The following is a 22288-nucleotide window of genomic DNA, read 5'->3' on the forward strand; positions in this document are numbered from 1 at the left end:
AACGGTCACCCTATTTGCGGCCGGCCGGCACCAGACCACAGCAAAGCGGCCCTCCCATGCCTGTAACCATTCTCGATCTCGTCGTCATCGGCGTGGTTCTGATCTCGGCTTTGCTCGCTGCCGTCCGCGGCTTTACGCGCGAGGTGCTTGCGATCGCCTCCTGGGTCGCCGCCGCCGCGGTCGCCTGGGTGTTCCACCCGCAGCTCCTGCCCTTCGTCAAGCAATACATCCCGGCAAGCTCGGCGCAGGACACGATCGCCCTCGTCGCCTCGATCGCTGCGCTGTTTCTCGCCACGCTGATCGTCGTCTCGATCGTGACGGCCAAGATTTCCGACTTCGTGCTCGACTCGCGCATCGGCGCGCTCGACCGCACGCTCGGTTTCGTCTTCGGCGCCGCGCGCGGCCTGCTGCTGGCGGTGATCGGCTACCTGTTCTTCACCGGTCTGGTCGGCAACGAGAAGATGCCGACCTGGGCCAAGGACGCCAAGGCCAAGCCTGTGCTGGAGGAGACCGGGCGCTCGCTGCTCGCGATGCTGCCGCAGGATGTGAATGCCGATTTCATCAAGAATCTGCTGAAAAAGCAGAAGCCGGAGGAAGCCACCGAGGCCCCGGCGGAGGAACCGCGTAGCCCGGCGACGCCGGCACCGGTTGCGCCCGCCCCAACCCGTCCCTAATTGACGCGTAGAGTCACCTCCCCACGCGTGGAGCTCGCCATGATCTCGCAGACCGAGACTGAGACCGCCTTCGACCCCAATGCCGACCGGCTGCGGGAGGAATGCGGCGTCTTCGGCATTTACGGCCACGCCGACGCGGCGGCGCTGACGGCGCTCGGCCTGCACGCACTCCAGCATCGCGGCCAGGAGGCGGCGGGCATCGTCTCCTTCGACGGCAACCGCTTCCATTCGGAGCGGCGCCTCGGCCTCGTCGGCGACGCCTTCTCGGAAGCGAGTGTCATCGACAAGCTGAAGGGCAAGCAGGCCATCGGCCACGTCCGCTACTCGACGACGGGCGAGACCATCCTGCGCAACGTGCAGCCGCTCTTCTCCGAGCTGCATGGCGGCGGTTTCGCGGTGGCGCATAACGGCAACCTCACCAACGGCCTGACGCTGCGGCGCAATCTCGTCCGCGACGGCGCGATCTATCAGTCGACCTCCGACACCGAGGTCCTGCTCCATCTCGTCGCCCGCAGCCGCAAGCAGCAATTCGTCGACCGCTTCATCGAAGCGATCCGCCAGATCGAGGGTGCCTATGCCTTCGTCGGCATCACCAACAAGAAGCTGATCGGCGCCCGCGATCCGCTCGGCATCCGCCCGCTCGTGCTGGGCGAGCTCGACGGCTGCCCGATCCTGACCTCGGAGACCTGCGCGCTCGACATCATCGGCGCCAAGTTCATCCGCGAGGTCGAGAACGGCGAGGTCGTGATCGTCTCCGAGAGCGGCATCGAGAGCCACAAGCCCTTCCCGCCGGTGCCCGAGCGGCCCTGCATCTTCGAGTACATCTACTTCGCCCGCCCCGATTCCATCGTGAAGGGCCGCAGCATCTATGAGCGCCGCAAGGCCATGGGCGCGGTTCTGGCGCAGGAATCGCCGGCCGATGCCGACGTCGTCGTGCCCGTGCCGGATTCCGGCGTGCCGGCCGCCCTCGGCTACGCGCAGGCAAGCGGCATCCCCTTCGAACTCGGCATCATCCGCAACCATTATGTCGGCCGCACCTTCATCGAGCCGACGCAGAAGGTGCGCGAGCTCGGCGTCAAGCTGAAGCATTCGGCCAACCGCTCGGTGGTCGAGGGCAAGCGCGTCGTGCTGGTCGACGATTCGATCGTGCGCGGCACCACCTCCTTCAAGATCGTGAAGATGATGCGCGAGGCCGGCGCCCGCGAGGTGCATTTCCGCATCTCCTCGCCGCCGATCACTCATCCCGACTATTACGGCATCGACACGCCGGATCGCGAGAAGCTGCTCGCCGCCACGCATTCGCTGGAGGAGATGCGGCAGTTCGTCGGCGCCGACTCGCTGGCTTTCATCTCGGTGGACGGGCTCTACCGGGCCATGGGCCATGAAGGGCGCGATCCCGCCCGGCCGCAATTCACCGACCACTGCTTCACCGGCGACTACCCGACCTCGCTGACCGACGTGATCGGCGAGAGCGCCAAACAGCGGATCTCCCTGCTGGCCGAAGCCGGCTGAGCAACCGGAAGCGACAATGACCAAGCCTCTCGAGGGGCGCCTTGCCCTCGTCACCGGCGCCTCGCGCGGCATTGGCCGCGCCGCCGCGCTCGCCTTCGCCCGCGCCGGCGCCCATGTCGTGGCGCTTGCCCGCACGGCCGGCGCGCTGGAGGAACTCGACGACGAGATCCGCGCGATCGGCGGCAATGCCACGCTGGTGCCGCTCGACCTCAGCGATGCCGGCGGCATCGAAAAGCTCGGCCCGGCCGTGCTGGAGCGCTGGGGCAAGCTCGACATCCTGCTGGCAAATGCCGGCATCCTCGGCTCCCTCACGCCGCTCAGCCATGAGACCGAGAAGGAGTGGGCGAAGGTGCTGGACATCAACGTCACCGCCAATTGGCGGCTGATCAAATCGCTCGATCCCGCGCTCCGCGCTTCGGATGCGGGCCGCGCCCTGCTGATGTCCTCCGGCGCCGCCCATAAATGCACCGCTTATTGGGGGCCGTACTCGATCTCCAAGGCCGCCGTGGAGGCGCTGGGGCGCACCTACGCAGCCGAAACCGCGACGACGCCGGTCAAGGTCATGCTGGTCAATCCGGGGCCGCTGCGCACCCGCATGCGCGCCGAGGCGATGCCGGGCGAGGACCCGATGACGCTGAGGACGCCGGAGGATCTGGCGCCGCATCTGGTCCGGCTCGCTTCGCCGGACTGGACCGAGAGCGGCAAGATCTTCGACTTCCCGCAGGGCAAGGTGCTGAGCCCGCAGCTGCCGGCCTGAGCCGGCTGCGTCAGCCCTGCGAGGCCCGCGCGAGCGTGATCAGGTCGGGAATGGTCAGGTTCGGGAGAGCCGCCATTTCCTCCAGGCTGAACCAGCGGATCTCGTCATGCTCGTCGACGAGATTGGCAGCCTCGCCGCCCTCCCAGGCGCTGACGACATAGATGTGGTGCAGCGCCGCGCCGTTGCGCGCGGGAAAGCGCTCCGCTTCCGACAGCACGAGTTCATAGCGGGTCGGCGTCAGCCCGACCTCCTCGCGACACTCGCGGATCAAAGCGCGCTCCAGCGCCTCGCCGGGCTCCACGCGCCCGCCGATCGCATCCCAATGGCCGGGCCAGGCCTGCTTCCAGACGGCGCGTAGCCCAAGCAGCACCTTCCGGTCCCGGTCGACGAAGAGCGCGCTCACGGTTTCGAGCATGCGCGCCTCGCCGTGCTCACTCGGCCCTGAGCCAGCGCAGCAGCGCGGCCTGATCGCCGTTCTCAACAGCCGCTGCCACGCGCCGGCCGACCGAGGCTCCGAACTTATAGCCATGGCCGGAGCAGGCCGAGACGGCAGTCACCCGGCCAATCTGCCGTGAGAGGAACTTGCGGTCCGCGGTGAAGGTGTAGGCGCAGGTCACGACGCGATCGACCCGGTACTCGGCGATGCGCGCGAAGGGGGGCGAGAAATAGTCGCGCAGCATCTCGCCCTCGCCCAGGCGCGGCTCGCGCTCCTCGGCCGGCTGGCGCGGGCGCTTGTGGATGCCGGCGCCGAACTTGAGACCGGTGCCATCGACCGGCGGCAGGACGTAGCCGTCGATCGTGCCACCGACATCGACGATGACCGGCGCCGCCTGCCAGGCTGCCTTGAGATCCTCCGGCGGATCGAGATAGACCACCGCGGTGCGATAGGTGGTCAGGGTCTCGGCGAGATCGGGCAGCAGTTTCAGTACCCAGGCCCCGGCCGACACCACGACGCGGTCGAAGCTCGCCTGCTCGCCATCGGCCAGGGTCAGCCTGCCCGCCTCCGGGTCGATGGCGGCAACCTCCACGCCCTCGCGAATCATGGCTCCGCGCTCGCGCAGCAGGCGCACCAGCCCGGCCGCGATGCGGGCCGGGAAGAGCGCGCCGCCCTCCCGGTTGATGTAGGCGTAGCGGATCGCAGCGGCGTCGAGGAAGGGGTAGCGCCGGGATGCTTCCGCCGGCTCATAGAGCTCGTAGGGCGAGCCGACTCGGTCGAACCCCTGCAGATAGGCGTCGCCTTCGTCATCCGGCGTCTGCGAGACGCCAAGCGTGCCGCAGGGTACGTAATGGCTCATGCCCAGATCGGCCCAGAGCTCCTCCCAGGCCTCGAACGCCTCGCTGATGGTGCGGGCATAGCCGTCCGCGCCGGCATAGGCACGGCGGATGATGCGATGCTGATCGCCGGAGGCAGCGTAGGGGTTGGGGATCTGCGGCGCCTGCTCGAAGAGCGTGACGTCGTGCCCGCGCTTGTTCAGCGACCAGGCGGTGGAAAGCCCGGCGATTCCGGCGCCGACGACCGCGATCCGCATCAGCCCTTGCGCTCCTTGTCATAGGGATTCTGGCCGCCGCGCCGGTGCAGCCGGATCGGCGTGCCCGGCAGGTCGAAGCCTTCCCGCAGGTTGTTCACGAGATAGCGGACATAGGAGATCGGCAGATGCTCGAGCTGGTTGCCGAACAGCGCGAAGGTCGGCGGGCGCGCCTTGGCCTGCGTCATATAGCGAATCTTGATGCGCCGCCCGGCCACGGCCGGCGGCGGATGAGCCGAGAGCACGCCTTCCAGCCAGCGATTGATCCGCGCGGTCGAGACGCGGCGGTTCCAGACCTCATAGGCCGAGAACACCGCCTGCATCAGCCGGTCGATGCCCTCACCGGCGAGACCGGACAGCGGCACGATCGGCACGCCGCGCACCTGCGCCAGCAGATGGTTGGCTTTCTCCTTGAGCTCCGCAAGCAGGCCCTGCTTGTCGGCGACGAGGTCCCATTTGTTGAGGCCAATCACCACGGCCCGTCCCTCGCGTTCGGTCAGGTCGACCAGCGTCAGGTCCTGCTTCTCGAAGGGGACGGTGGCGTCGAGCAGCACGACCACGACCTCGGCGAAGCGGATGGCACGCAGCGAATCCGCGACGGAGAGCTTCTCCAGCTTCTCCTCGATGCGGGCACGCTTGCGCATGCCGGCCGTGTCGAAGAGCTTGACCTTACGGCCGCGCCATTCCCAATCGACCGAGATGGTGTCGCGGGTAATGCCGGCCTCGGGGCCGGTCAGCAGACGCTCCTCGCCGATGATGCGGTTGACCAGCGTCGACTTGCCGGCGTTCGGACGGCCGATGATGGTGACACGCAGCGGCCGGTCGGGATTGTCGTCCTCGTCCGCCTCAGCCGCCGGGACATCCTCCCAAGCGTCGTCCTCTTCTTCCTCGGGCTCGTCCGGGATGAAGGGCACCAGCGCTTCAAGCAGATCGGCTGTGCCCTCGCCATGCTCGGCCGAGAACGGCACGGGGTCGCCAAGGCCGAGCGAATAGGAATCGATGATGCCCTCCGTGCCCTTCTTTCCCTCCGCCTTGTTGGCGAGCAGGATGACGGGCTTACCGGAGCGGCGCACCAGATCGGCGAAGGGCTGGTCCATCGGCGTCAGGCCGAGGCGCGCATCGATCATGAACACCACGACATCCGCCTGAGCGATCGCCGTCTCGGTCTGGGCGCGCATGCGGCCGGCGAGCGATTCCTTGTCCGCTTCTTCCAGACCGGCGGTGTCGATCACCTTGAAGCGCAGATGGCCAAGCGTGGCGTCGCCCTCGCGGCGATCGCGCGTGACGCCCGGCCAGTCGTCGACCAGCGCGAGCTTCTTGCCGACGAGCCGGTTGAACAGCGTCGACTTGCCGACATTGGGCCGGCCGATGAGGGCGACGATGGCTGTCATCAGACTTCACATTCCATCGTCACTCCGGCCCGGCCGCAAGGCCGGAACGGGGTGACGGAAGCGTTGGGAGCCAGGCTCCGGTTCAGTTCTTCACCGTGACGGGCCCGCCGCGGACAAGGGCGAGATACAGTTCCACGCGCTGGCGCAGAGCCTGCGGCGCCTGCGGATCGGTGATCGCGGCATCGAACCAGCGGCCGGCCTCGTCGAACTGGTTGGCCTTGAGCGCGGAGATGCCGAGGAATTCGCGGGCAGAATGGCGCCAGACACCCTGCGGGCTCGCCAGCGGCTCCAGCGCCGTCTTGACCTCCGCATAGGGCGAGAGATCGACGCGCAGGATGCCGGCACGCAGCTTGGCGAGGTCGCGATAGGTCGCGTCCAGCGTAGCGTCGTTGGCGAGCGCATCGAAGGCGGCGATGCCGGCAGCAGCGTCGCCCTTGGCGGTTTCGGCGGCGAGGCGGAAACGGGCGATGAGGCGATAACCTGCGGGCGCGCTGCTGGCGAGCTCCTTCAGGATCGTCTCGGCCTGCGTGCTGTCACCGTCGCGGGAGGATTTCAGGGCCGCTTCGAGGCGCGCGCCCACGGCCTGCGAGGCCTGGATCTCGCGATGCTGCCAGAATTGCCAGCCCGCTACCGCAACGACGGCCAGGACTGCGAGGCCGGTGACGAGCCAGCCATATTTCTTCCAAAGCTCCGCCGCCTTGTCGCGCCGGACTTCCTCATCGATCTCGCGAAAAATATCGGCCATTTGACTGTCAAAATCCCTGTTGGGAGCCCGGTAGCATTTTCAGACCGGGAAGGCGAGCCGGTTCAGCGAATGGATCGTCACGCCCGAGACAAAGGCGCAATGGCCAACTTGTCATTCCGGGGCTTCGCGAAGCGAAGAACCCGGAAACCACGATCAGGCCCGACGTCCGATCGGGCCAGGGCTCGCCCGGTTGGGGGTTCCGGGTTCGCGCCTATGGCACGCCCCGGAATGACAGCGTGCTTCGCTCTACGATCGATCCGCCCGGAAGAGCAGGCTGCCGTCGCCGTAGGAATAGAAGCGATAATTCGCCGCGATCGCATGGGCATAGGCGCGTTTCATCATGTCGAGCCCGCAGAAGGCGGAGACGAGCATGAACAGCGTCGAGCGCGGCAGGTGGAAATTCGTCATCAGCAGGTCGACCGCCCGGAAGCGATAGCCCGGCGTGATGAAGATCGCGGTGTCGCCCGAGAAAGGCCGGATGGTGCCATCTTCGGCCGCCGCGCTCTCGATCAGGCGCAGCGAGGTGGTGCCGACGCAGACGATCCGCCCGCCCTTCGCCTTGACGGCGTTGAGGGCAGCCGCCGTCTCGGCCGAGACCGTGCCCCATTCGGCATGCATGCGATGGTCGTCGGTATTCTCCGCCTTCACCGGCAGGAACGTCCCGGCGCCGACATGCAGCGTCACGAAATGGCGGGAGACGCCGAGTGCCTCCAGCTCGGCCAGGAGTTCCGGCGTGAAATGCAGGCCTGCGGTCGGCGCCGCCACGGCGCCGTCGTTGCGGGCGAAATTGGTCTGGTAGTCGGTGGTGTCGGCGCTGTCGGTCGGGCGCTTGCCGGCGATGTAGGGCGGCAGCGGCAATTCTCCGAGCCGCGCGATCGCCTCGTCGAGATAGGCGCTGGTCAGGCTGAACCGCAGCTCGACCTCGCCGCCCTCGCTTTTGCCAACAACCTCGGCCTGCAGGCGGCCGAGCTCGCAGGCATTGCTGGCCCCCTCGGAATCGAAGACCACGGTCTCGCCCAGCGCCAGCTTCTTGGCCGGCCGGGCGAAGGCGAGCCAGCGATCGTCGCTCTCGCGCTTGTGCAGCATGATCTCGATGCGGGCTGAATCCGCGCCGCGATAGCGCCGTCCGCGCAGGCGGGAGGGAATGACGCGCGTGTCGTTGAGGACGAGCGCGTCGCCCGGCCGGAGCAGCGAGACGAGATCGCGAATGCCGCGATCCTCGAGCGGCTCGGGCGCGTCAGGGCGCACCACGAGCAGCCGCGCGGCGTCGCGCGGACTGACGGGCCTCAGCGCAATCCGGTCTTCCGGCAGCTCGAAATCGAATAGGCCGACATCCATGGCGAGCGAGTCTCGTCCAAAAACAGCGAGCCCTCATCCTGAGGAACGAGCGAAGCTCGTGTCTCGAAGGATGTTCCAGCGCCCGCTGGAACCGCCCTTCGAGACGCCGCGCAGGCGCGGCTCCTCAGGACGAGGGCTCGCCCTTTTTCAAAACCTCAGGCCGCGTCGGCCATCACCTTCAGCGAGACGATCGAGTCGGGATCGCGCACCGGCTCACCGCGCTTGATCTTGTCGACATTGTCCATGCCTTCCACGACCTCGCCCCAGACGGTGTACTGCTTGTCGAGGAAGCGCGCGTCGTCGAACACGATGAAGAACTGGCTGTTGGCCGAGTTCGGGTTTTGGGCGCGGGCCATCGAGCAGACGCCGCGCACATGCGGCTCGGCGTTGAACTCCTGCTTCAGGTCGGGATAGCTCGAGCCGCCGGTGCCGGTGCCGTGCGGGCAGCCGACCTGCGCCATGAAGCCGTCGATGACGCGATGGAAGACGATGCCGTCATAAAAGCCCTCGCGGGCGAGCAGCTTGATCCGCTCGACATGGCCGGGAGCGAGGTCGGGGCGCAGCTTGATGACCACACGGCCCTTGGTGGTTTCCATCACGATGGTGTTTTCGGGATCGAGCGACATTAGCTCTGCCTTTCGTTAGGCGGCACACGGCCGTGGAAACGGATGATGAAGGGTCGCCCCGCGATACTCGCTCCGAGGCCCTTCGACAACCTCATCGGCGTGCAGGAATGGATGGCGGCAACAGCGGAATCGCTGAAGCGCCGCTGAAACGCGGGATCGCCGCGTCGCGTCTCCCAGGTCACGCGCGGCTGCCCGAAGAGGCTGCCGTCGCGGCGCAGGCTGAAGCGAAGCGAGACCATCGCGCCTGTCAGATCGCCCGGCAGCGGCGGAGGCGTCCAGCAACGCCGCAGCGCCGGCGCAATATCGGCCAGAGTGGCGACGGTCTCCCCTTCCTCCGGCCGCGTCTCCGGCGAAACCGAACCGATCAGGCCGATCTCGCCATTGCGGCGCAGCAGGCTCTGCGAGCCGATGCGGCGCTGCTGCATGCCAGGAATATCGTTGTCACCGCCGAAGGGGCCGCCGATACCGGGGTTGTAGCGCTGGCCGCTCTGCGGCGGCAGGATCGGGTTCTGCGAGCCGGATGGCGGAGGCAGAACAGGGTTTTGCGAGCCGGAGGCAGGCGGCAGGCCGAGATCGCGTGTATCCTGCGCGAGCGCCACGCCGCCGAGCAAAAGCACCGCGAGAGTGCCGGTGAGGATCGTCCGCAACATGGTCCCGCCCCTCCCCGGCTTCATCTCACTTGGCGTCGGAAGCCATCCGCATGCGAACGATCTTGTCCGGATTGGTGACCTGACCGCTGCCCTGGGCGCCCTTCTTGATCTTGCGCACGGCATCCATGCCGGAGACCACCTCGCCGAAGAGCGTGTAGCTGCCGGTCAGCGAGCCGCAGCCTTCATAGCAGATGAAGAATTGCGAATTGGCGGAGTTCGGCGACTGGGAGCGCGCCATGCCGACGGAGCCGACCTTGTAGGGCGTCTGGCTGAACTCGGCGGGAATGTTCGGCAGGTCCGAGCCGCCGGTGCCGGTGCCGGTCGGGTCGCCGGTCTGGGCCATGAAGCCGTCAATGACGCGGTGGAACACGACGCCGTCATAGAAGCCGCGCTTCACCAGCGTCTTGATCTGGGCGACATGCTTCGGCGCAAGGTCCGGCCGCAGGCGGATCGTCACCGGGCCGTCCTTGGTCTCGAGAATGACCGTGTTCTCGGGATCGGGCTTGGGGCTCTGGGCTTGGGCGAAACCGAGCGAGGCGACGACGGCAAGGGCGGCGAGCGAGCTGCGCAGCATGAAAATCTCCATGGCCACCGGCAAGTCCGGCGGATGGCCGTAGGTAGCGATATCCTTTGACCGGAACAAGGCACCTGCCCTAACGGCCGCCGCCACGGGTACCGGCAGAAAATACCATTGCTGCACTGCACAAGTGCAATGGAGATCAAACTTGCAAAAATTTAAGGCTGCATTTGTCTAAACTGATGACAGAGCCGTCACAATCAGCTAAGTCATCTCCCGCTGGGAGCGCCTTGCTAGCCATGGCGCTGCGGACCAGGTCTCGGGAGGACAAACGCCCGCCTAGTATCCGAGTCGCACGCAACCAGACGCGCGCCGATACTGCGGTAAAAAAAGACTATCCAAGGCAAGGCATCGGCCTTGCCTTTTTCTTTGCCGGCTGCCCCGCCGCTCTACCTGCCGAAGCTTTTCCTCATCCCACAGCGATCGGAAGCGTCCTGCCCTAGCATGGCGCGCGTCTGCCAGACACGGCAGCGCCTTCCGATCCCTATCCTGCCGGCAGAGCCCTGCGAGTGCGCCGTTTCAGATGTCGTAGGTCACCCAGACGTACCAGACGCCGGCGAAAATCACGGCGGCGACGACCGAGGTGATCGCGGCTTTCTTGAGCAGCCCCGGCAGGATCGGCGCACCCGGCTCGGTTCCCTCGACGACGTCACCCGTCTCGTGCTGGCTGCGGATGCCGAAGGGCAGCACGGCGAAGAGCGTGATCCACCAGATCACGAAATAGAGCGCGAGCCCGCCAACGATGTTCATGCGCCCCTCCCCGCGAGGGCGATGCAGGCGAAAGCGACCCGGGCCTCGGTCGGCACGCCGAAGCGTGCGGTATGGCGCGCCGGCAAGCCGTTGGGAAAATGCCTGACATACTCCGCGTTGCAGGCAGCGTAGTCGGCGGGATCGGTGATCAGCATGGTCATCTGCACGACGCGATCGAGCGAGCTGCCGGCCTCCTTCAGGATCTCCCCTATGCGAAGCAAGGCATTGCGTACTTGCTCCGCGGCCGTGTCGCCCCGGAAGATACCGAGAGCGGGATCGTGCGGCGCCGACTGGCCGGAAACGAAGACCATCCCACCAGCGACGGTCGCCGCGCTGAAGGGGCGTGGCGAGCCGGGTTCCGGCTGGCCGAGGAAAGCGATCTCGGTCATGACTGTCAGGCCTGTTCCAGTTCGACCAGCGTGCCGAGGAAATCCTTGGGATGCAGGAAGAGCACGGGCTTGCCATGGGCGCCGATGCGTGGCTCGCCGGAGCCGAGGACCCGCGCGCCCTGCGCCTTCAGCCGGTCGCGAGCGGCGAGGATATCGTCGACCTCGTAGCAGATGTGATGGACGCCGCCATCGGCATTGCGCTCGAGGAACTTCGCGATCGGCGAGTCGGCGCCAAGCGGCTCCAGCAGTTCCACCTTGGTATTGGGCAGCTCGACGAAGACCACGGTGACGCCATGTTCCGGCTGCGGCAGCGGCTGCGAGACGCGCGCACCCAGCGTGTCGCGATAGAGTGCAGTCGAGGCCGCGAGATCCTTCACCGCGATGGCGACATGGTTGAGGCGTCCGATCATCTTCGTCTTCTCCAGCCCGGCGGCGCTGCGCCTGTTCTACACCTCGACCACCAGCGCATGCACCAGTGGCTTCTTGCCCCACTCCTCGTTGACAGCGCTGCGCACGCCGCGCTCCAGCGCGTTGCGAAGGGCCTCGGGGTCACGGCGGCGAGCCTTGGGGATGCCGTCAAGCAGCTCACTGACGGTATCGGCGACGTACTCGTCGAAATCCGTGCCATCGCGGGTGCGTGGCGGCAGGCCGAGCACCGCGATTTCCGGCTCGCCCGCGATGCCGCCCTTCTCGTCGACGGCGACCGCGATCGAGACGATACCGGCAAAGGAGAGCCGCCGTCGCTCCTGCAGCGTCTTCTCAAGGGCGTTCACCAGCAAGGAGCCGTCCTGGTAGAGCCGGCCATGCGGGGCCTCGTCGACCTTCCTCGCGCCCTCACCCGAAATCGCGACGACGTCGCCATTGCCGGCGCGCATCACATGCTTCACGCCAAGACTGCGGGCGAAGGTCTCGTGCTCGGCGAGATGCAGATCCTCGCCATGGGCTGGGATGGCGATCTGCGGCTTCAGCCAGCCATAGAGCCTCGCCATCTCCTCGCGACGCGGATGGCCGGAGACATGCACGAGATGGGTGCGGTCGGTGATGATCTCGATATTGTCGCGGGCCAGCGCATTCAGGATGTTGCCGACCGATTTCTCGTTGCCGGGGATGGTGCGCGACGAGAAGATCACGCGGTCTCCGGCGGAAAGCGCAATCTCGGGATGGTCATCCGCGGCGATGCGCGAGAGCGCGGCGCGCGGCTCGCCCTGGCTGCCGGTCAACAGCGCCACCACCTTGTCGCGCGGCAGGTAGCCATAGGCATCAACGGGACGGAAGGCAGGGATGCCGTCGAGATAGCCGCATTCGCGGGCCACATCGATGACGCGATCCATCGCGCGGCCGACCACCACCACCTCGCGCTCATTCGCCATGGCGGCCTCGGCTACCGCACGCAGCCGCGCCACGTTGGATGCGAAGGTGGTGACGGCGACACGACCGGGCGCGGAGGCCACCAGCTCCTTCAGCTTGGCGGCGACGTCGGCCTCGCTCGGGCTGATGCCGTCGCGCATGACATTGGTCGAGTCGCAGACGAGGGCCAGCACGCCCTCCTCACCGAGTTCGCGCAGGCGCTTTTCGTCGGTCGGCAGGCCAACGCGCGGCGTCGGGTCGATCTTCCAATCGCCGGTGTGGACGACGAGGCCGGCCGGGGTGCGGATGGCGAGCGCATTCGACTCGGGGATGGAATGCGCAACCGGCACATATTCGATGTCGAACGGCCCGAGCGTGATGCGCCCGCCCTGCGGCACGACGTTGATCTCGACATTCGGCGCGCCCGGCTCCGAGAGCCGGCGCGTCGCGAGGAGGCCGGCGGCGAAGCGCGTGCAGTAGACCGGCGCCCGCAGCGAAGGCCAGAGCGCGGCGAGCGCGCCGATATGGTCCTCATGGGCATGGGTGATGACGATGCCGAGGAGGTTCGCCCGCTCCTCGATGATGTAGCGCAGATCGGGCAGGACGATATCGACGCCCGGCGCTTCCGGGCCGGCGAAGGACAGGCCGCAATCGACCAGGATCCATTTGCGTCTCCCCTCGGGCCCGAAGCCGTAGAGGGCGGCGTTCATGCCGATCTCGCCGAGGCCGCCTAGGGGAACGAAAACGAGCTGGTCGCTGGAGCGGGTCACTGGCAATCCTGAAGGCATGGCAGTCGCCAACAGCGCATCATTGCGCGCCGATGCCGACTTGCCGGGAGATCTTGCGGGATACGCGGTGCATCCCGGACGAAGCGAAGCGGAGATCCGGGATGCATGCCGGCGCGATTCCGGCTCGCGTTCCGGCATGGATCCCGGGTCGTCCTTCGGCCGCCCGGGATGACCGCGTGGAACCGACGAATTCCTCTAGCATGGTCGTGACGCGGCAGGCCAGCATGGCCGCCCGCGCATCTCAGGCCGCTCCAAAGAAGAGATCGCCCGCATCGATGACGCGCCGGCCGGCTTCCGTTTCGAGTTCGAGACGCCCTGTCGGGTCGAGACCGACAAATCGCCCCGCCAGCGGACCGTCAGGCAGGCGGATGGTGATGGTCTCGCCGAGAAAGGCGGCGCGCTCGAGCCAGGCGGCACGGATCGGCCCGAAGCCACCGGGCTGGGACCAGATGGCGAAGCGCTGGGCGAAGGCGTCGCTCAGCCCCGTCAGCATCGTCTCGACATTGGCCTGCGGCGCTGCCGCCTTGAGGAAGGTCGCGGGATAGGGTGTGTCGGAGGGGCAGGAAGCGATGTTCACGCCGCAGCCGACGATGACGTTGAGCCGCCCTGCCCGGCTCTCGCCTTCGAGCAGCAGGCCCGAGGTCTTGGCGCGATCGAGCAGCAGATCGTTCGGCCATTTCAGCTTCAGCCCGGACGCGGCCGCGCCGAGCAGCTTCGCCGCGGCATCGTGCAGGGCAAGGCCCACCACGAAGCCGAGTTGCGGTGCCAGCGCCGGCTCGCACGGGTCGGTCAGCAGCAGGCTCGCATAGAGATTGCCGGGCGGCGAGCCCCATTGCCGGCCATGCCGGCCTCTGCCGGCATTCTGGCTGCGGGCGACGATCCAAAGCTTGCCGGGTTCGCCCTGATCGAGCGCGCGGCGGGCCTCCTCCATGGTCGAGGCGACCTCGTCGCGGATGATCAGCCGGTAGCCCGCTGCGCGGGCGGCTTCGCCGAGCACGCGCCGTCGGCTCAGAAGAGCGACTTCGCCGCCGCCTCGGCCGCATTGAAGAGCGGCGCCGGCAGCAACGAAAGCACCAGCACGAAGATGGTCGAGAACAGCAGCACGGTGCGCACGCCGTAATCCGCGGTCTCGAAGGCCGGCTTCGGATCGTCGAAATACATCACCTTGACGAGGCGCAGATAGTAATAGGCGCCGACGACGCTGGTGATCACGCCGACGACGGCGAGAACGTAGAGCTTGGCCTCGATCGCGGCGAGGAAGACGTACCACTTCGCCCAGAAGCCGGCGAGCGGCGGGATGCCGGCGAGCGAGAACATCATCATCGACATCGCGAACGCCATCCAGCGATTGGTACGGGACAGGCCGGCAAGCTCCGAGATGTCCTCGACCAGTTTTCCGTCACGGCGCATCATCAGCACGCAGGCGAAGGCGGCGAGCGTCGTGGCGAGATAGATCGCCATATAGGTCATGACGCCCTGCACGCCGCCGGGGGTGCCGGCGGCGAGACCGACCAGCGCGTAACCCATATTGGCGATCGAGGAATACGCGAGCAGGCGCTTGATATTGCGCTGGCCGATCGCGGCGAAGGCGCCGAGCGCCATCGAGGCGATCGAGATGAAGACGATGATCTGGCGCCAGTCCTGGATGGCGCCCGGGAAGGCGCCGACGAAGATGCGGACCACCATCGCCATGGCGGCCATCTTGGGAGCCGAGGCGAAGAAGGCGGCGGCCGGGGTGGGAGCCCCCTCATAGACGTCCGGCGTCCACATATGGAACGGCACGGCCGAGATCTTGAAGGCGACGCCGGCGGCGATGAACACGATGCCGAAGATCAGGCCGATGCCGGCATGGCCGCCCTGCGTCGCCGCGGCAATGCCGGTGAAGGTGACGGTGCCGGTGAAGCCGTAGACCAGCGAGGCGCCATAGAGCAGCATGCCGGAGGAGAGCGCGCCGAGCACGAAATACTTCAGGCCCGCCTCGGTCGACTTCGCATTGTCGCGGTCGAACGCCGCGACGACATAGAGCGCCAGCGACTGCAGCTCGAGTCCGACATAGAGGCTGATGAGATCGTTGGCCGAAATCATCATCATCATGCCGATGGTCGCGAGCACGACGAGAATGGGGAATTCGAAGCGCATCGCCCCCTCGCGCCGCAGCGTATCGGCGGAGAGAAGGATCGTGGCGCCGGCGCCGATGAGCGTCAGCACCTTCATGAAGCGGGAGAAGCCGTCGGCGATGAAGCCGTTGTTGAAGGTCAGGAGCTTGCCGCCGGCCGAAACGACCAGCACCAAGGCGACCGCGAGCAGCACGAGGGCGAGGCCTTCGAGCAGGCGCGTCGCGCGCTCACCCTGGATCGCGCCGACCAGCACCATCGCGATGGCGCCGACGGCGAGGATGATTTCCGGCAGGGCCGGGCCGAGAGCGGGCAGAGCCATGACGAGACCTTACTGCACGGCCGCCACTGCCGTCTTCGCGACAGTGAGGGCAGCCTGATAGTTCTTGATGAGCGCTTCGGTCGGCGCCGCGAAGGCGTCGAGGATCGTGTGCGGCTGCACGCCGTACCAGATCGTCAGCAGGACGAGCGGGACCAGGATCGCGATCTCGCGGCCGTTCAGGTCCTTGATGTCCTTGAGCTCCGGCTTGACGAGCTCGCCGAAGACGACCCGGCGGTAGAGCCAGAGCGCATAGGCCGCCGAGAGAATGACGCCGGAGGTCGCGAAGAAGGCAACCCAGGGATTGGCGCGGAAGGCGCCGACCAGCGTCAGAAACTCGCCGACGAAACCGGCGGTGCCCGGCAGGCCGACATTGGCCATGGTGAAGACCATGAACACCACCGCGTAGAGCGGCATGCGGTTCACCAGCCCGCCATAGGCCGCGATCTCGCGGGTGTGCATGCGGTCGTAGATCACGCCGACGCAGAGGAAGAGCGCGCCCGAGACGAGGCCATGGCTCATCATCTGGAACATCGCGCCCTGGATGCCCTGCGGCGTCAGGGTGAACAGCCCCATGGTGACGAAGCCCATATGCGCCACCGAGGAGTAGGCGATCAGCTTCTTGATATCCTCCTGCATCAGCGCCACCAGCGAGGTGTAGACGATGGCGATGACGGAGAGCGCGAAGACCAGCGGCGCGAAATAATGCGACGCCTCCGGGAACATCGGGATCGAGAAGCGGATGAAGCCGTAGCCGCCCATCTTCAGCAGGATCGCCGCCAGGATGACGGAACCGGCCGTCGGCGCCTCGACGTGCGCGTCGGGCAGCCAGGTGTGGACCGGCCACATCGGCATCTTCACCGCGAAGGAGGCGAAGAAGGCCAGCCACAGCCATGTCTGCATGCCGGCCGGGAATTTGTGGGCGAGCAGCGCCGGAATGTCGGTCGTACCGGCGTTCCAGTACATCGCCATCACCGCCAGCAGCATCAGCACCGAGCCGAGCAGCGTGTAGAGGAAGAACTTGTAGGAGGCGTAGACGCGCCGCTTGCCACCCCAGATACCGATGATCAGGAACATCGGGATCAGGCCGGCTTCGAAGAACAGGTAGAACAGCACGAGGTCGAGCGCCGCGAAGACGCCGATCATCAGCGTCTCCAGGATCAGGAAGGCGACCATGTACTCTGCCACCCGCTTCTCGACCGAGGTCCAGGAGGCGAGGATGCAGAACGGCATCAGGAACGCCGTCAGCACGATGAAGGGGAAGGAAAAGCCGTCGACGCCAAGCTTGAACTTGATGGCGTCGGAGACCCAGCCATGGGTCTCGACCATCTGGAAGCCGGGGTTGGCCGTGTCGAAGCGGCTCCAGGCCACGCAGGCGAGCACGAAGGTCAGCACCGTCGTGATCAGCGCCGCCCAGCGGGCGTTGGAGTCGACCGAGGCCTGATCGCCGCGCTGCGCCAGGATGAAGGCAGCGCCGACCAGCGGCAGGACCAGAAGACCGGTGAGGATACCGAAACCGAAGGACATCATCTCACCCGCGGGTCACAAGATACCAAGTCACCAGCCCGGCGACGCCGATCAGCATCGCGAAGGCATAGTGATAGAGATAGCCGGTCTGCAGCCGGACCACCCGATTGGTCACATCGACCACGCGTGCCGAGATGCCGTCCGGTCCGAGGCCGTCGATGACCAGGCCATCGCCCTTCTTCCAGAGGAAGCGGCCGAGCCATTTCGCCGGGCGCACGAACAGGAAGTCGTAGAGCTCGTCGAAGTACCACTTGTTCAGCAGGAACTGGTACAGCGCCGGGTTCGCAGCCGCGAGCTTGCCCGGAATGTCCGGCCGGCGGACATACATCCAGTAGGCGAGCACGAAGCCGATCACCATCGCCACGAACGGCGATGCCACCACCCACTTGGGCACCTCGTGCATGGTGTGCAGGATGTGGTTGTCCTTGCCCATGAACAGGGACGACTTCCAGAAATGCTCGAAGTCGTGGCCGACGAAGTATTCCTTGAAGGCGACGCCAGCGAAGATCGCACCGACCGAAAGCAGGGCGAGCGGCAGGAGCATCACCCAGGGGCTCTCATGCGGCGTGTGATCATGGCCGTGGCCGTGATCGTCGTGGCCGTGCGCATGATCGTCGTGACCGTGCGCGGCATGGGCATGGTCGTCGTGACCATGCGAGTCATGGCCATGGCCCCAGCGCGGTGCGCCCTCGAAGGTCATGAAATAGAGCCGCCAGGAATAGAAGGACGTCATGCAGGCGGCGACGACCAGCAGGATGAAGGCATAGGAGCTGGCGAAGCCACCATGCCCGACCGAGGCATAGGCGCTCTCGATGATCGCATCCTTCGAGAAGAAGCCGGCGAAGCCGAAAACCGTCCCGGGGATACCGACGCCGGTCAGCGCCAGGGTGCCGATCGTCATCGCCGCCGCGGTCAGCGGGATGTGCTTACGCAGGCCGCCCATGCGGCGCATGTCCTGCTCGTGGTGCATCGCGTGGATGACCGAGCCGGCGCCCAAGAAGAGCAAGGCCTTGAAGAAGGCGTGGGTGAAGAGGTGGAAGATGCCGGCGCCGTAATTGCCGACGCCGAGCGCGACGAACATGTAGCCGAGCTGCGAGCAGGTCGAATACGCGATGACACGCTTGATGTCGTTCTGCACGAGGCCGACCGTCGCGGCGAAGAAGGCCGTGGTCGCGCCGATGACGACGACGACGGTGAGTGCGACGGGAGCATACTCGAAGAGCGGTGACAGGCGCGCCACCATGAAGACACCGGCAGTGACCATGGTCGCGGCATGGATGAGGGCCGAGACCGGGGTCGGGCCTTCCATCGCGTCCGGCAGCCAGGTGTGGAGCAGGAACTGGGCCGACTTGCCCATCGCGCCGACGAACAGCAGCAGGCAGGTCAGGGTCAGTGCGTTCCAGTCATAGCCGAGGAAGCGGAAGCCCTGGTTCACGAACTCGCCGGCGCGCGGGAAGATCGCGTCGAAGGCGACCGAGCCGAACAGCACGAAAACCAGGAACATGCCGAGCGAGAAGCCGAAGTCGCCGACGCGGTTGACGATGAAGGCCTTCATCGCCGCGGCATTGGCCGAAGGCTTCTGGTACCAGAAGCCGATCAGCAGATAGGAGGCGAGACCGACGCCCTCCCAGCCAAAGAACATCTGGACGAGATTATCCGCCGTCACCAGCATCAGCATCGCGAAGGTGAACAGCGAGAGATAGGCGAAGAAGCGCGGCCGGTGCGGATCCTCGTGCATGTAGCCGATCGAGTAGAGGTGCACGAGCGACGACACGGTGTTGACGACGACCAGCATCACGGCGGTCAGCGTGTCCACGCGGAAGGCCCAGTCGACCTGCAGGCTGCCGGAGGAAATCCAGCTGGCAACCTGGATGCGCGTCGTGCCGGAGCCGAAGCCGACCTGGACGAGGGCAACCCAGGACAGGATTGCCGAGACGATGAGCAGCGAGGTCGTGACGATCTCGGAGCCGCGCGCGCCGATCAGCCGGCCGAAGAGGCCGGCGATCAGGAAGCCGATCAGGGGGAGGAAGACGATCAGGTGATACATGGTCGTGAGGTCCAGGCGCCAGGCAGCGCTCAGCCTTTCATCATGTTGATGTCTTCCACCGCGATCGTGCCGCGGTTGCGGAAGTAGACGACGAGAATGGCGAGGCCGATCGCGGCCTCAGCCGCCGCCACCGTGAGCACCAGCAGCGCGAAGACCTGTCCGACGATGTCGTTCAGGAAGCTCGAGAAGGCGACGAAGTTCAGGTTGACCGAGAGCAGGATGAGCTCGACCGACATCAGGATGACGATGACGTTCTTGCGGTTGATGAAGATGCCGAGCACGCCGAGCGTGAACAGGATGGCGCTGACGGCGAGATAATGGCCCAGTCCGATCGTCATCATGCCATCTCCTCGGGAACGCCGGCGCGCGAGGGCACCTGCTTGACCTCCATCGCCGCGTCCTTGGTCCGGGCGTTCTGGGTCGGGACGTGCTGGCGCTTGATGCCGTGGCGCTCGCGCAGCGTCAGCACGATCGCGCCGATCATGGCGACCAGCAGCACGAGACCCGCCGCCTGGAAGTAGTAGACATACTGGGTGTAGAGCACGCGGCCGAGCGCCTCGGTATTGGTCATGCCGGCGGGGATCGCGGCGACCGGCGCCTTGACGATCTGCGGGTCGATCACCCAGGCGCCGACGACCAGCAGCAGTTCGACGGCGAAGATGAAGCCGATCAGCGCCCCCACCGGCAGATAGTTCAGGAACCCCTGGCGGAACTCGGCGAAATCGACGTCGAGCATCATCACAACGAAGAGGAAGAGCACCGCGACCGCGCCGACATAGACGACCACCAGCAGCATCGCGAGGAACTCGGCGCCGAGCAGCATGAACAGCCCGGCCGCATTGACGAAGGCCAGGATCAGGAACAGCACCGAGTGCACGGGATTGCGCGAGGCCACCACCATGAAGGCGGATGCCACGGTAACGCCTGCAAAGAGATAGAAGAAAGCCGCTGCGGCATTCATCTCGGCCAGCCCTTCCCGCCCCTTTTCGGCGCGGTCCTCGTTTGGTTCGTGCGCCGGGACTCAGGGAGCCCGGAGCAATTTGGAGCGTCTATAAACAGGCCCTCCGGACGCGACAACCGCGCGGCGGGTCTGGTCTCGTTCTAGGACGTCATTCTCGGGCGAAGCGAAGCGCAGACCCGAGAATCTCTGGCAGAACGAGGCGTCGGAGCCTCTTCCTGCACGAGATGCTCGGGTCAAGCCCGAGCATGACGGCAGCTACCGATAGGGCGCATCCATCGCGATGTTGCGCGCGATCTCGCGTTCCCAGCGCGCGCCGTTCGCGAGCAGCTTGTCCTTGTCGTAGAACAGCTCCTCGCGGGTCTCGGTCGCGAACTCGAAATTCGGCCCCTCGACGATGGCATCGACCGGGCAGGCCTCCTGGCAGAAGCCGCAATAGATGCACTTCGTCATGTCGATGTCGTAACGGGTGGTGCGGCGCGTGCCGTCGTTGCGGCGCGGGCCGGCCTCGATGGTGATGGCCTGCGCCGGGCAGATCGCCTCGCAGAGCTTGCACGCGATGCAGCGCTCCTCACCGTTCGGATAGCGGCGCAGCGCGTGCTCGCCACGGAAACGCGGCGAGAGCTGGCCCTTCTCGAACGGGTAGTTCAGCGTCGCCTTCGGCTTGAAGAAGTAGCGCATCGACAGGCCGATCGCCCCGACGAACTCCTTCAGCAGCAGGCCCCTTGCGGCTTGCGCGAGTGACATCGCCTTCGTCCTTCCATCCTCAGCCGAGCAAAGTCCGGCCGATCACGAAACCCAGGATCGGCGTGAAGCCGATCGTCATTGCCATCAGCGCCCACCGCAGGATGCGGATGCGGCGCTCATAATCATTCTTCTCAGCCTCGGTCGTGGAGTGATCCGTGCGCCTGAGCGCCCCGATCACCACGGCCGTCATCAGCCGGTATTCTAGCAGACCCAGCCCGAACCCGATCAAGGCACCGAGCCAACCCGCCATATTCATGCCGTCAGCAGCCCGAGCCACTGAACAGCCTTGTATCCGCCGAAGCCACCGACAACCGCGGCGGCCACCGCCCCTCCGAGCGCCACGGCCAGCGCATCGAATATCCGGCTTCGCCGCGCCCACCAGCACGCCGAGCCGTAAAGAACCAGTGCTGCGATCATGCCGAATGCAATTCCGGAGATCGCGGCCAAACTCATCCGCCGACCGGACCCCAGCCCGTCAGCTGCAGCACCAGCGCCACCAGAACGACGCTCGCGATCGAAAGCGGCAGGAAGACCTTCCAGCCCAGGCGCATCAGCTGATCGTAGCGGTAGCGCGGCACGAAGGCCTTCACCAGCGCGAACATGAAGAAGACCAGGCAGATCTTGAGCGCGAACCAGAACACGCCGGGCAGCCAGGTGAAGGGCGGCAGCGCGACCGGCGGCGCCCAGCCACCGAGGAACAGGATCGTCGTCAGTGAGCACATGGTCATGATCGCCACGTATTCGCCGAGCATGAACAGCAGGTACGGCGTCGAGGAATACTCGACCATGAAGCCCGCTACGAGCTCCGATTCCGCCTCGGCCAGATCGAAGGGCGGCCGGTTCGTCTCGGCCAGCGCCGAGACGAAGAAGACGACGAACATCGGGAAGAGCGGCAGGAAGTACCAGTTCAGGATGCTGAGCCAGGGAACGCCGAGCGCATGGGCGAGCCCGCGGTTCTGCTGGGCTTCGACGATGGCGGATAGGTTCAGCGAGCCGACGCAGAGCAACACGGTGATGATGACGAAGCCGATCGAGACCTCATAGGACACCATCTGCGCCGCCGAGCGCAGAGCGCTCATGAACGGATATTTCGAGTTCGACGCCCAGCCGGCCATGATGATGCCGTAGACGCCGAGCGAGGAGATCGCGAGGATATAGAGCACGCCGACATTGATGTCGGCGATGGCCCAGCCTTCCGCCACCGGGATCACCGCCCAGGCGCCGAGCGCCAGCAGGCAGGAGATGAAGGGCGCCAGCAGGAAGAGCCCCTTGTTCGCGCCGGCCGGGATAATCGGCTCCTTGAGCGCGAACTTGATCAGGTCCGCGAAGCTCTGGAACAGACCCCAGGGACCGACCACGTTCGGGCCGCGGCGCAGTTGCACCGCCGCCCAGACCTTGCGGTCGGCGAGCAGGATATAGGCGATGAAGACCAGTAGGCAGACCAGCAGCAGCAGGCTCTTGCCGAGGATGATCGCGATATCGAGGACGAGGTCCCAGTTCATGGCC

Annotated in this window: 25 protein-coding genes; 3 read left to right on the forward strand and 22 right to left on the reverse strand. The window is 66.2% G+C overall.

Translation table 11 applies throughout. The features are described 5' to 3' along the window. Window positions 1-56 precede the first annotated feature (56 nt). The 3 genes from AC1DEZ_RS03190 to AC1DEZ_RS03200 are packed head-to-tail and all read left to right on the forward strand — an operon-like array spanning window position 57 to window position 2943. A complete protein-coding gene (locus AC1DEZ_RS03190) occupies window positions 57-674 on the forward strand; it encodes a CvpA family protein (protein WP_441512658.1) in 618 nt (205 codons plus the stop codon). Window positions 675-713: 39 nt separating this feature from the next. Continuing rightward, entirely contained in the window at window positions 714-2186 is a 1473-nt protein-coding gene (gene purF / locus AC1DEZ_RS03195; RefSeq protein ID WP_441512659.1) for an amidophosphoribosyltransferase, read from the forward strand. A gap of 16 nt (window positions 2187-2202) precedes the next feature. Beyond that, window positions 2203-2943 carry an SDR family NAD(P)-dependent oxidoreductase gene (locus tag AC1DEZ_RS03200; protein ID WP_441512660.1) on the forward strand — a complete coding sequence of 247 codons (741 nt, stop codon included), beginning with the start codon at window positions 2203-2205 and terminating at the stop codon, window positions 2941-2943. Between the two features lie 10 nt (window positions 2944-2953). Here AC1DEZ_RS03200 and AC1DEZ_RS03205 read toward each other — a convergent pair whose 3' ends face one another. The 22 genes from AC1DEZ_RS03205 to nuoH form a co-directional block, all read right to left on the reverse strand. Continuing rightward, window positions 2954-3358, reverse strand: coding sequence for an NUDIX hydrolase (locus tag AC1DEZ_RS03205; protein ID WP_476778604.1), 405 nt, complete (start codon window positions 3356-3358; stop codon window positions 2954-2956). A 16-nt stretch (window positions 3359-3374) separates the two neighbouring features. Continuing rightward, window positions 3375-4472 carry an NAD(P)/FAD-dependent oxidoreductase gene (locus tag AC1DEZ_RS03210; protein WP_476778605.1) on the reverse strand — a complete coding sequence of 366 codons (1098 nt, stop codon included), beginning with the start codon at window positions 4470-4472 and terminating at the stop codon, window positions 3375-3377. Then, window positions 4472-5860, reverse strand: a complete 1389-nt coding sequence (gene der, locus AC1DEZ_RS03215; protein WP_476778606.1) for a ribosome biogenesis GTPase Der — start codon at window positions 5858-5860, stop codon at window positions 4472-4474. The genes AC1DEZ_RS03210 and der overlap by 1 nt, the downstream gene beginning before the upstream one ends. 82 nt (window positions 5861-5942) lie before the next feature. After that, a complete protein-coding gene (locus AC1DEZ_RS03220) occupies window positions 5943-6605 on the reverse strand; it encodes a tetratricopeptide repeat protein (protein ID WP_476778607.1) in 663 nt (220 codons plus the stop codon). A 246-nt stretch (window positions 6606-6851) separates the two neighbouring features. Further along, entirely contained in the window at window positions 6852-7943 is a 1092-nt protein-coding gene (gene queA / locus AC1DEZ_RS03225) for a tRNA preQ1(34) S-adenosylmethionine ribosyltransferase-isomerase QueA (RefSeq protein ID WP_476778608.1), read from the reverse strand. 155 nt (window positions 7944-8098) lie between these two features. Beyond that, entirely contained in the window at window positions 8099-8569 is a 471-nt protein-coding gene (locus AC1DEZ_RS03230; protein WP_441512666.1) for a peptidylprolyl isomerase, read from the reverse strand. Continuing rightward, the gene (locus AC1DEZ_RS03235; RefSeq protein ID WP_441512667.1) at window positions 8569-9219 is read right to left on the reverse strand and encodes a hypothetical protein; all 651 of its coding nucleotides are present in this window, start codon (window positions 9217-9219) and stop codon (window positions 8569-8571) included. The genes AC1DEZ_RS03230 and AC1DEZ_RS03235 overlap by 1 nt, the downstream gene beginning before the upstream one ends. 25 nt (window positions 9220-9244) lie before the next feature. Further along, window positions 9245-9793 carry a peptidylprolyl isomerase gene (locus tag AC1DEZ_RS03240; RefSeq protein WP_476778609.1) on the reverse strand — a complete coding sequence of 183 codons (549 nt, stop codon included), beginning with the start codon at window positions 9791-9793 and terminating at the stop codon, window positions 9245-9247. 522 nt (window positions 9794-10315) lie between these two features. Next, window positions 10316-10546, reverse strand: a complete 231-nt coding sequence (locus AC1DEZ_RS03245; RefSeq protein WP_441512669.1) for a DUF1467 family protein — start codon at window positions 10544-10546, stop codon at window positions 10316-10318. Continuing rightward, window positions 10543-10935: a RidA family protein gene (locus AC1DEZ_RS03250; protein ID WP_476778610.1), complete on the reverse strand. Its 393-nt coding sequence runs from the start codon at window positions 10933-10935 to the stop codon at window positions 10543-10545. The genes AC1DEZ_RS03245 and AC1DEZ_RS03250 overlap by 4 nt, the downstream gene beginning before the upstream one ends. A gap of 5 nt (window positions 10936-10940) precedes the next feature. Continuing rightward, on the reverse strand, window positions 10941-11345 hold the full coding sequence (mce, locus tag AC1DEZ_RS03255) for a methylmalonyl-CoA epimerase (RefSeq protein WP_441512671.1): 405 nt from the start codon (window positions 11343-11345) through the stop codon (window positions 10941-10943). A 36-nt stretch (window positions 11346-11381) separates the two neighbouring features. Then, the gene (locus AC1DEZ_RS03260) at window positions 11382-13052 is read right to left on the reverse strand and encodes a ribonuclease J (RefSeq protein WP_476778611.1); all 1671 of its coding nucleotides are present in this window, start codon (window positions 13050-13052) and stop codon (window positions 11382-11384) included. A 259-nt stretch (window positions 13053-13311) separates the two neighbouring features. Next, window positions 13312-14067: a biotin--[acetyl-CoA-carboxylase] ligase gene (locus tag AC1DEZ_RS03265; RefSeq protein ID WP_476778612.1), complete on the reverse strand. Its 756-nt coding sequence runs from the start codon at window positions 14065-14067 to the stop codon at window positions 13312-13314. 11 nt (window positions 14068-14078) lie between these two features. Next, entirely contained in the window at window positions 14079-15506 is a 1428-nt protein-coding gene (gene nuoN / locus AC1DEZ_RS03270) for an NADH-quinone oxidoreductase subunit NuoN (protein ID WP_476778613.1), read from the reverse strand. Between the two features lie 9 nt (window positions 15507-15515). Next, window positions 15516-17030 carry an NADH-quinone oxidoreductase subunit M gene (locus AC1DEZ_RS03275; RefSeq protein ID WP_441470614.1) on the reverse strand — a complete coding sequence of 505 codons (1515 nt, stop codon included), beginning with the start codon at window positions 17028-17030 and terminating at the stop codon, window positions 15516-15518. Between the two features lie 4 nt (window positions 17031-17034). Then, window positions 17035-19077, reverse strand: a complete 2043-nt coding sequence (gene nuoL / locus AC1DEZ_RS03280; protein ID WP_476778614.1) for an NADH-quinone oxidoreductase subunit L — start codon at window positions 19075-19077, stop codon at window positions 17035-17037. Window positions 19078-19106: 29 nt separating this feature from the next. Then, entirely contained in the window at window positions 19107-19415 is a 309-nt protein-coding gene (gene nuoK / locus AC1DEZ_RS03285; protein ID WP_061968159.1) for an NADH-quinone oxidoreductase subunit NuoK, read from the reverse strand. Then, a complete protein-coding gene (locus AC1DEZ_RS03290; RefSeq protein WP_441512676.1) occupies window positions 19415-20038 on the reverse strand; it encodes an NADH-quinone oxidoreductase subunit J in 624 nt (207 codons plus the stop codon). Before AC1DEZ_RS03290 ends, nuoK begins: the two co-directional genes overlap by 1 nt. Before the next feature lie 255 nt (window positions 20039-20293). Beyond that, the gene (gene nuoI, locus AC1DEZ_RS03295) at window positions 20294-20782 is read right to left on the reverse strand and encodes an NADH-quinone oxidoreductase subunit NuoI (RefSeq protein WP_038367698.1); all 489 of its coding nucleotides are present in this window, start codon (window positions 20780-20782) and stop codon (window positions 20294-20296) included. Window positions 20783-20801: 19 nt separating this feature from the next. After that, window positions 20802-21038: a hypothetical protein gene (locus tag AC1DEZ_RS03300; RefSeq protein WP_476778615.1), complete on the reverse strand. Its 237-nt coding sequence runs from the start codon at window positions 21036-21038 to the stop codon at window positions 20802-20804. Next, window positions 21035-21229 (reverse strand): hypothetical protein, encoded by a 195-nt coding sequence (locus AC1DEZ_RS03305; protein WP_476778616.1) that lies wholly within the window; start codon window positions 21227-21229, stop codon window positions 21035-21037. Before AC1DEZ_RS03305 ends, AC1DEZ_RS03300 begins: the two co-directional genes overlap by 4 nt. A 2-nt stretch (window positions 21230-21231) precedes the next feature. Beyond that, window positions 21232-22284 (reverse strand): NADH-quinone oxidoreductase subunit NuoH, encoded by a 1053-nt coding sequence (gene nuoH, locus AC1DEZ_RS03310; RefSeq protein WP_441512679.1) that lies wholly within the window; start codon window positions 22282-22284, stop codon window positions 21232-21234. Window positions 22285-22288: the final 4 nt, after the last annotated feature.

It is taken from the genome of Allobosea sp. 10L422 (assembly GCF_056395345.1).

What these genes read in the sequence shown, in the direction of transcription:
- AC1DEZ_RS03230 (WP_441512666.1), bottom strand. Translation starts at nt 8,569, where the DNA reads ATGTCGCTCGATCCCGAAAACACCATCGTGATGGAAACCACCAAGGGC.
- AC1DEZ_RS03245 (WP_441512669.1), bottom strand. Translation starts at nt 10,546, where the DNA reads ATGAACATCGTTGGCGGGCTCGCGCTCTATTTCGTGATCTGGTGGATC.
- mce (WP_441512671.1), bottom strand. Translation starts at nt 11,345, where the DNA reads ATGATCGGACGCCTCAACCATGTCGCCATCGCGGTGAAGGATCTCGCG.
- der (WP_476778606.1), bottom strand. Translation starts at nt 5,860, where the DNA reads ATGACAGCCATCGTCGCCCTCATCGGCCGGCCCAATGTCGGCAAGTCG.
- queA (WP_476778608.1), bottom strand. Translation starts at nt 7,943, where the DNA reads ATGGATGTCGGCCTATTCGATTTCGAGCTGCCGGAAGACCGGATTGCG.
- AC1DEZ_RS03235 (WP_441512667.1), bottom strand. Translation starts at nt 9,219, where the DNA reads ATGTTGCGGACGATCCTCACCGGCACTCTCGCGGTGCTTTTGCTCGGC.
- AC1DEZ_RS03240 (WP_476778609.1), bottom strand. Translation starts at nt 9,793, where the DNA reads ATGCTGCGCAGCTCGCTCGCCGCCCTTGCCGTCGTCGCCTCGCTCGGT.
- purF (WP_441512659.1), top strand. Translation starts at nt 714, where the DNA reads ATGATCTCGCAGACCGAGACTGAGACCGCCTTCGACCCCAATGCCGAC.
- nuoK (WP_061968159.1), bottom strand. Translation starts at nt 19,415, where the DNA reads ATGACGATCGGACTGGGCCATTATCTCGCCGTCAGCGCCATCCTGTTC.
- AC1DEZ_RS03205 (WP_476778604.1), bottom strand. Translation starts at nt 3,358, where the DNA reads ATGCTCGAAACCGTGAGCGCGCTCTTCGTCGACCGGGACCGGAAGGTG.
- AC1DEZ_RS03300 (WP_476778615.1), bottom strand. Translation starts at nt 21,038, where the DNA reads ATGAATATGGCGGGTTGGCTCGGTGCCTTGATCGGGTTCGGGCTGGGT.
- AC1DEZ_RS03200 (WP_441512660.1), top strand. Translation starts at nt 2,203, where the DNA reads ATGACCAAGCCTCTCGAGGGGCGCCTTGCCCTCGTCACCGGCGCCTCG.
- AC1DEZ_RS03290 (WP_441512676.1), bottom strand. Translation starts at nt 20,038, where the DNA reads ATGAATGCCGCAGCGGCTTTCTTCTATCTCTTTGCAGGCGTTACCGTG.
- AC1DEZ_RS03190 (WP_441512658.1), top strand. Translation starts at nt 57, where the DNA reads ATGCCTGTAACCATTCTCGATCTCGTCGTCATCGGCGTGGTTCTGATC.
- nuoN (WP_476778613.1), bottom strand. Translation starts at nt 15,506, where the DNA reads ATGGCTCTGCCCGCTCTCGGCCCGGCCCTGCCGGAAATCATCCTCGCC.
- AC1DEZ_RS03210 (WP_476778605.1), bottom strand. Translation starts at nt 4,472, where the DNA reads ATGCGGATCGCGGTCGTCGGCGCCGGAATCGCCGGGCTTTCCACCGCC.
- nuoH (WP_441512679.1), bottom strand. Translation starts at nt 22,284, where the DNA reads ATGAACTGGGACCTCGTCCTCGATATCGCGATCATCCTCGGCAAGAGC.
- AC1DEZ_RS03250 (WP_476778610.1), bottom strand. Translation starts at nt 10,935, where the DNA reads ATGACCGAGATCGCTTTCCTCGGCCAGCCGGAACCCGGCTCGCCACGC.
- AC1DEZ_RS03275 (WP_441470614.1), bottom strand. Translation starts at nt 17,030, where the DNA reads ATGTCCTTCGGTTTCGGTATCCTCACCGGTCTTCTGGTCCTGCCGCTG.
- AC1DEZ_RS03220 (WP_476778607.1), bottom strand. Translation starts at nt 6,605, where the DNA reads ATGGCCGATATTTTTCGCGAGATCGATGAGGAAGTCCGGCGCGACAAG.
- nuoI (WP_038367698.1), bottom strand. Translation starts at nt 20,782, where the DNA reads ATGTCACTCGCGCAAGCCGCAAGGGGCCTGCTGCTGAAGGAGTTCGTC.
- nuoL (WP_476778614.1), bottom strand. Translation starts at nt 19,077, where the DNA reads ATGTATCACCTGATCGTCTTCCTCCCCCTGATCGGCTTCCTGATCGCC.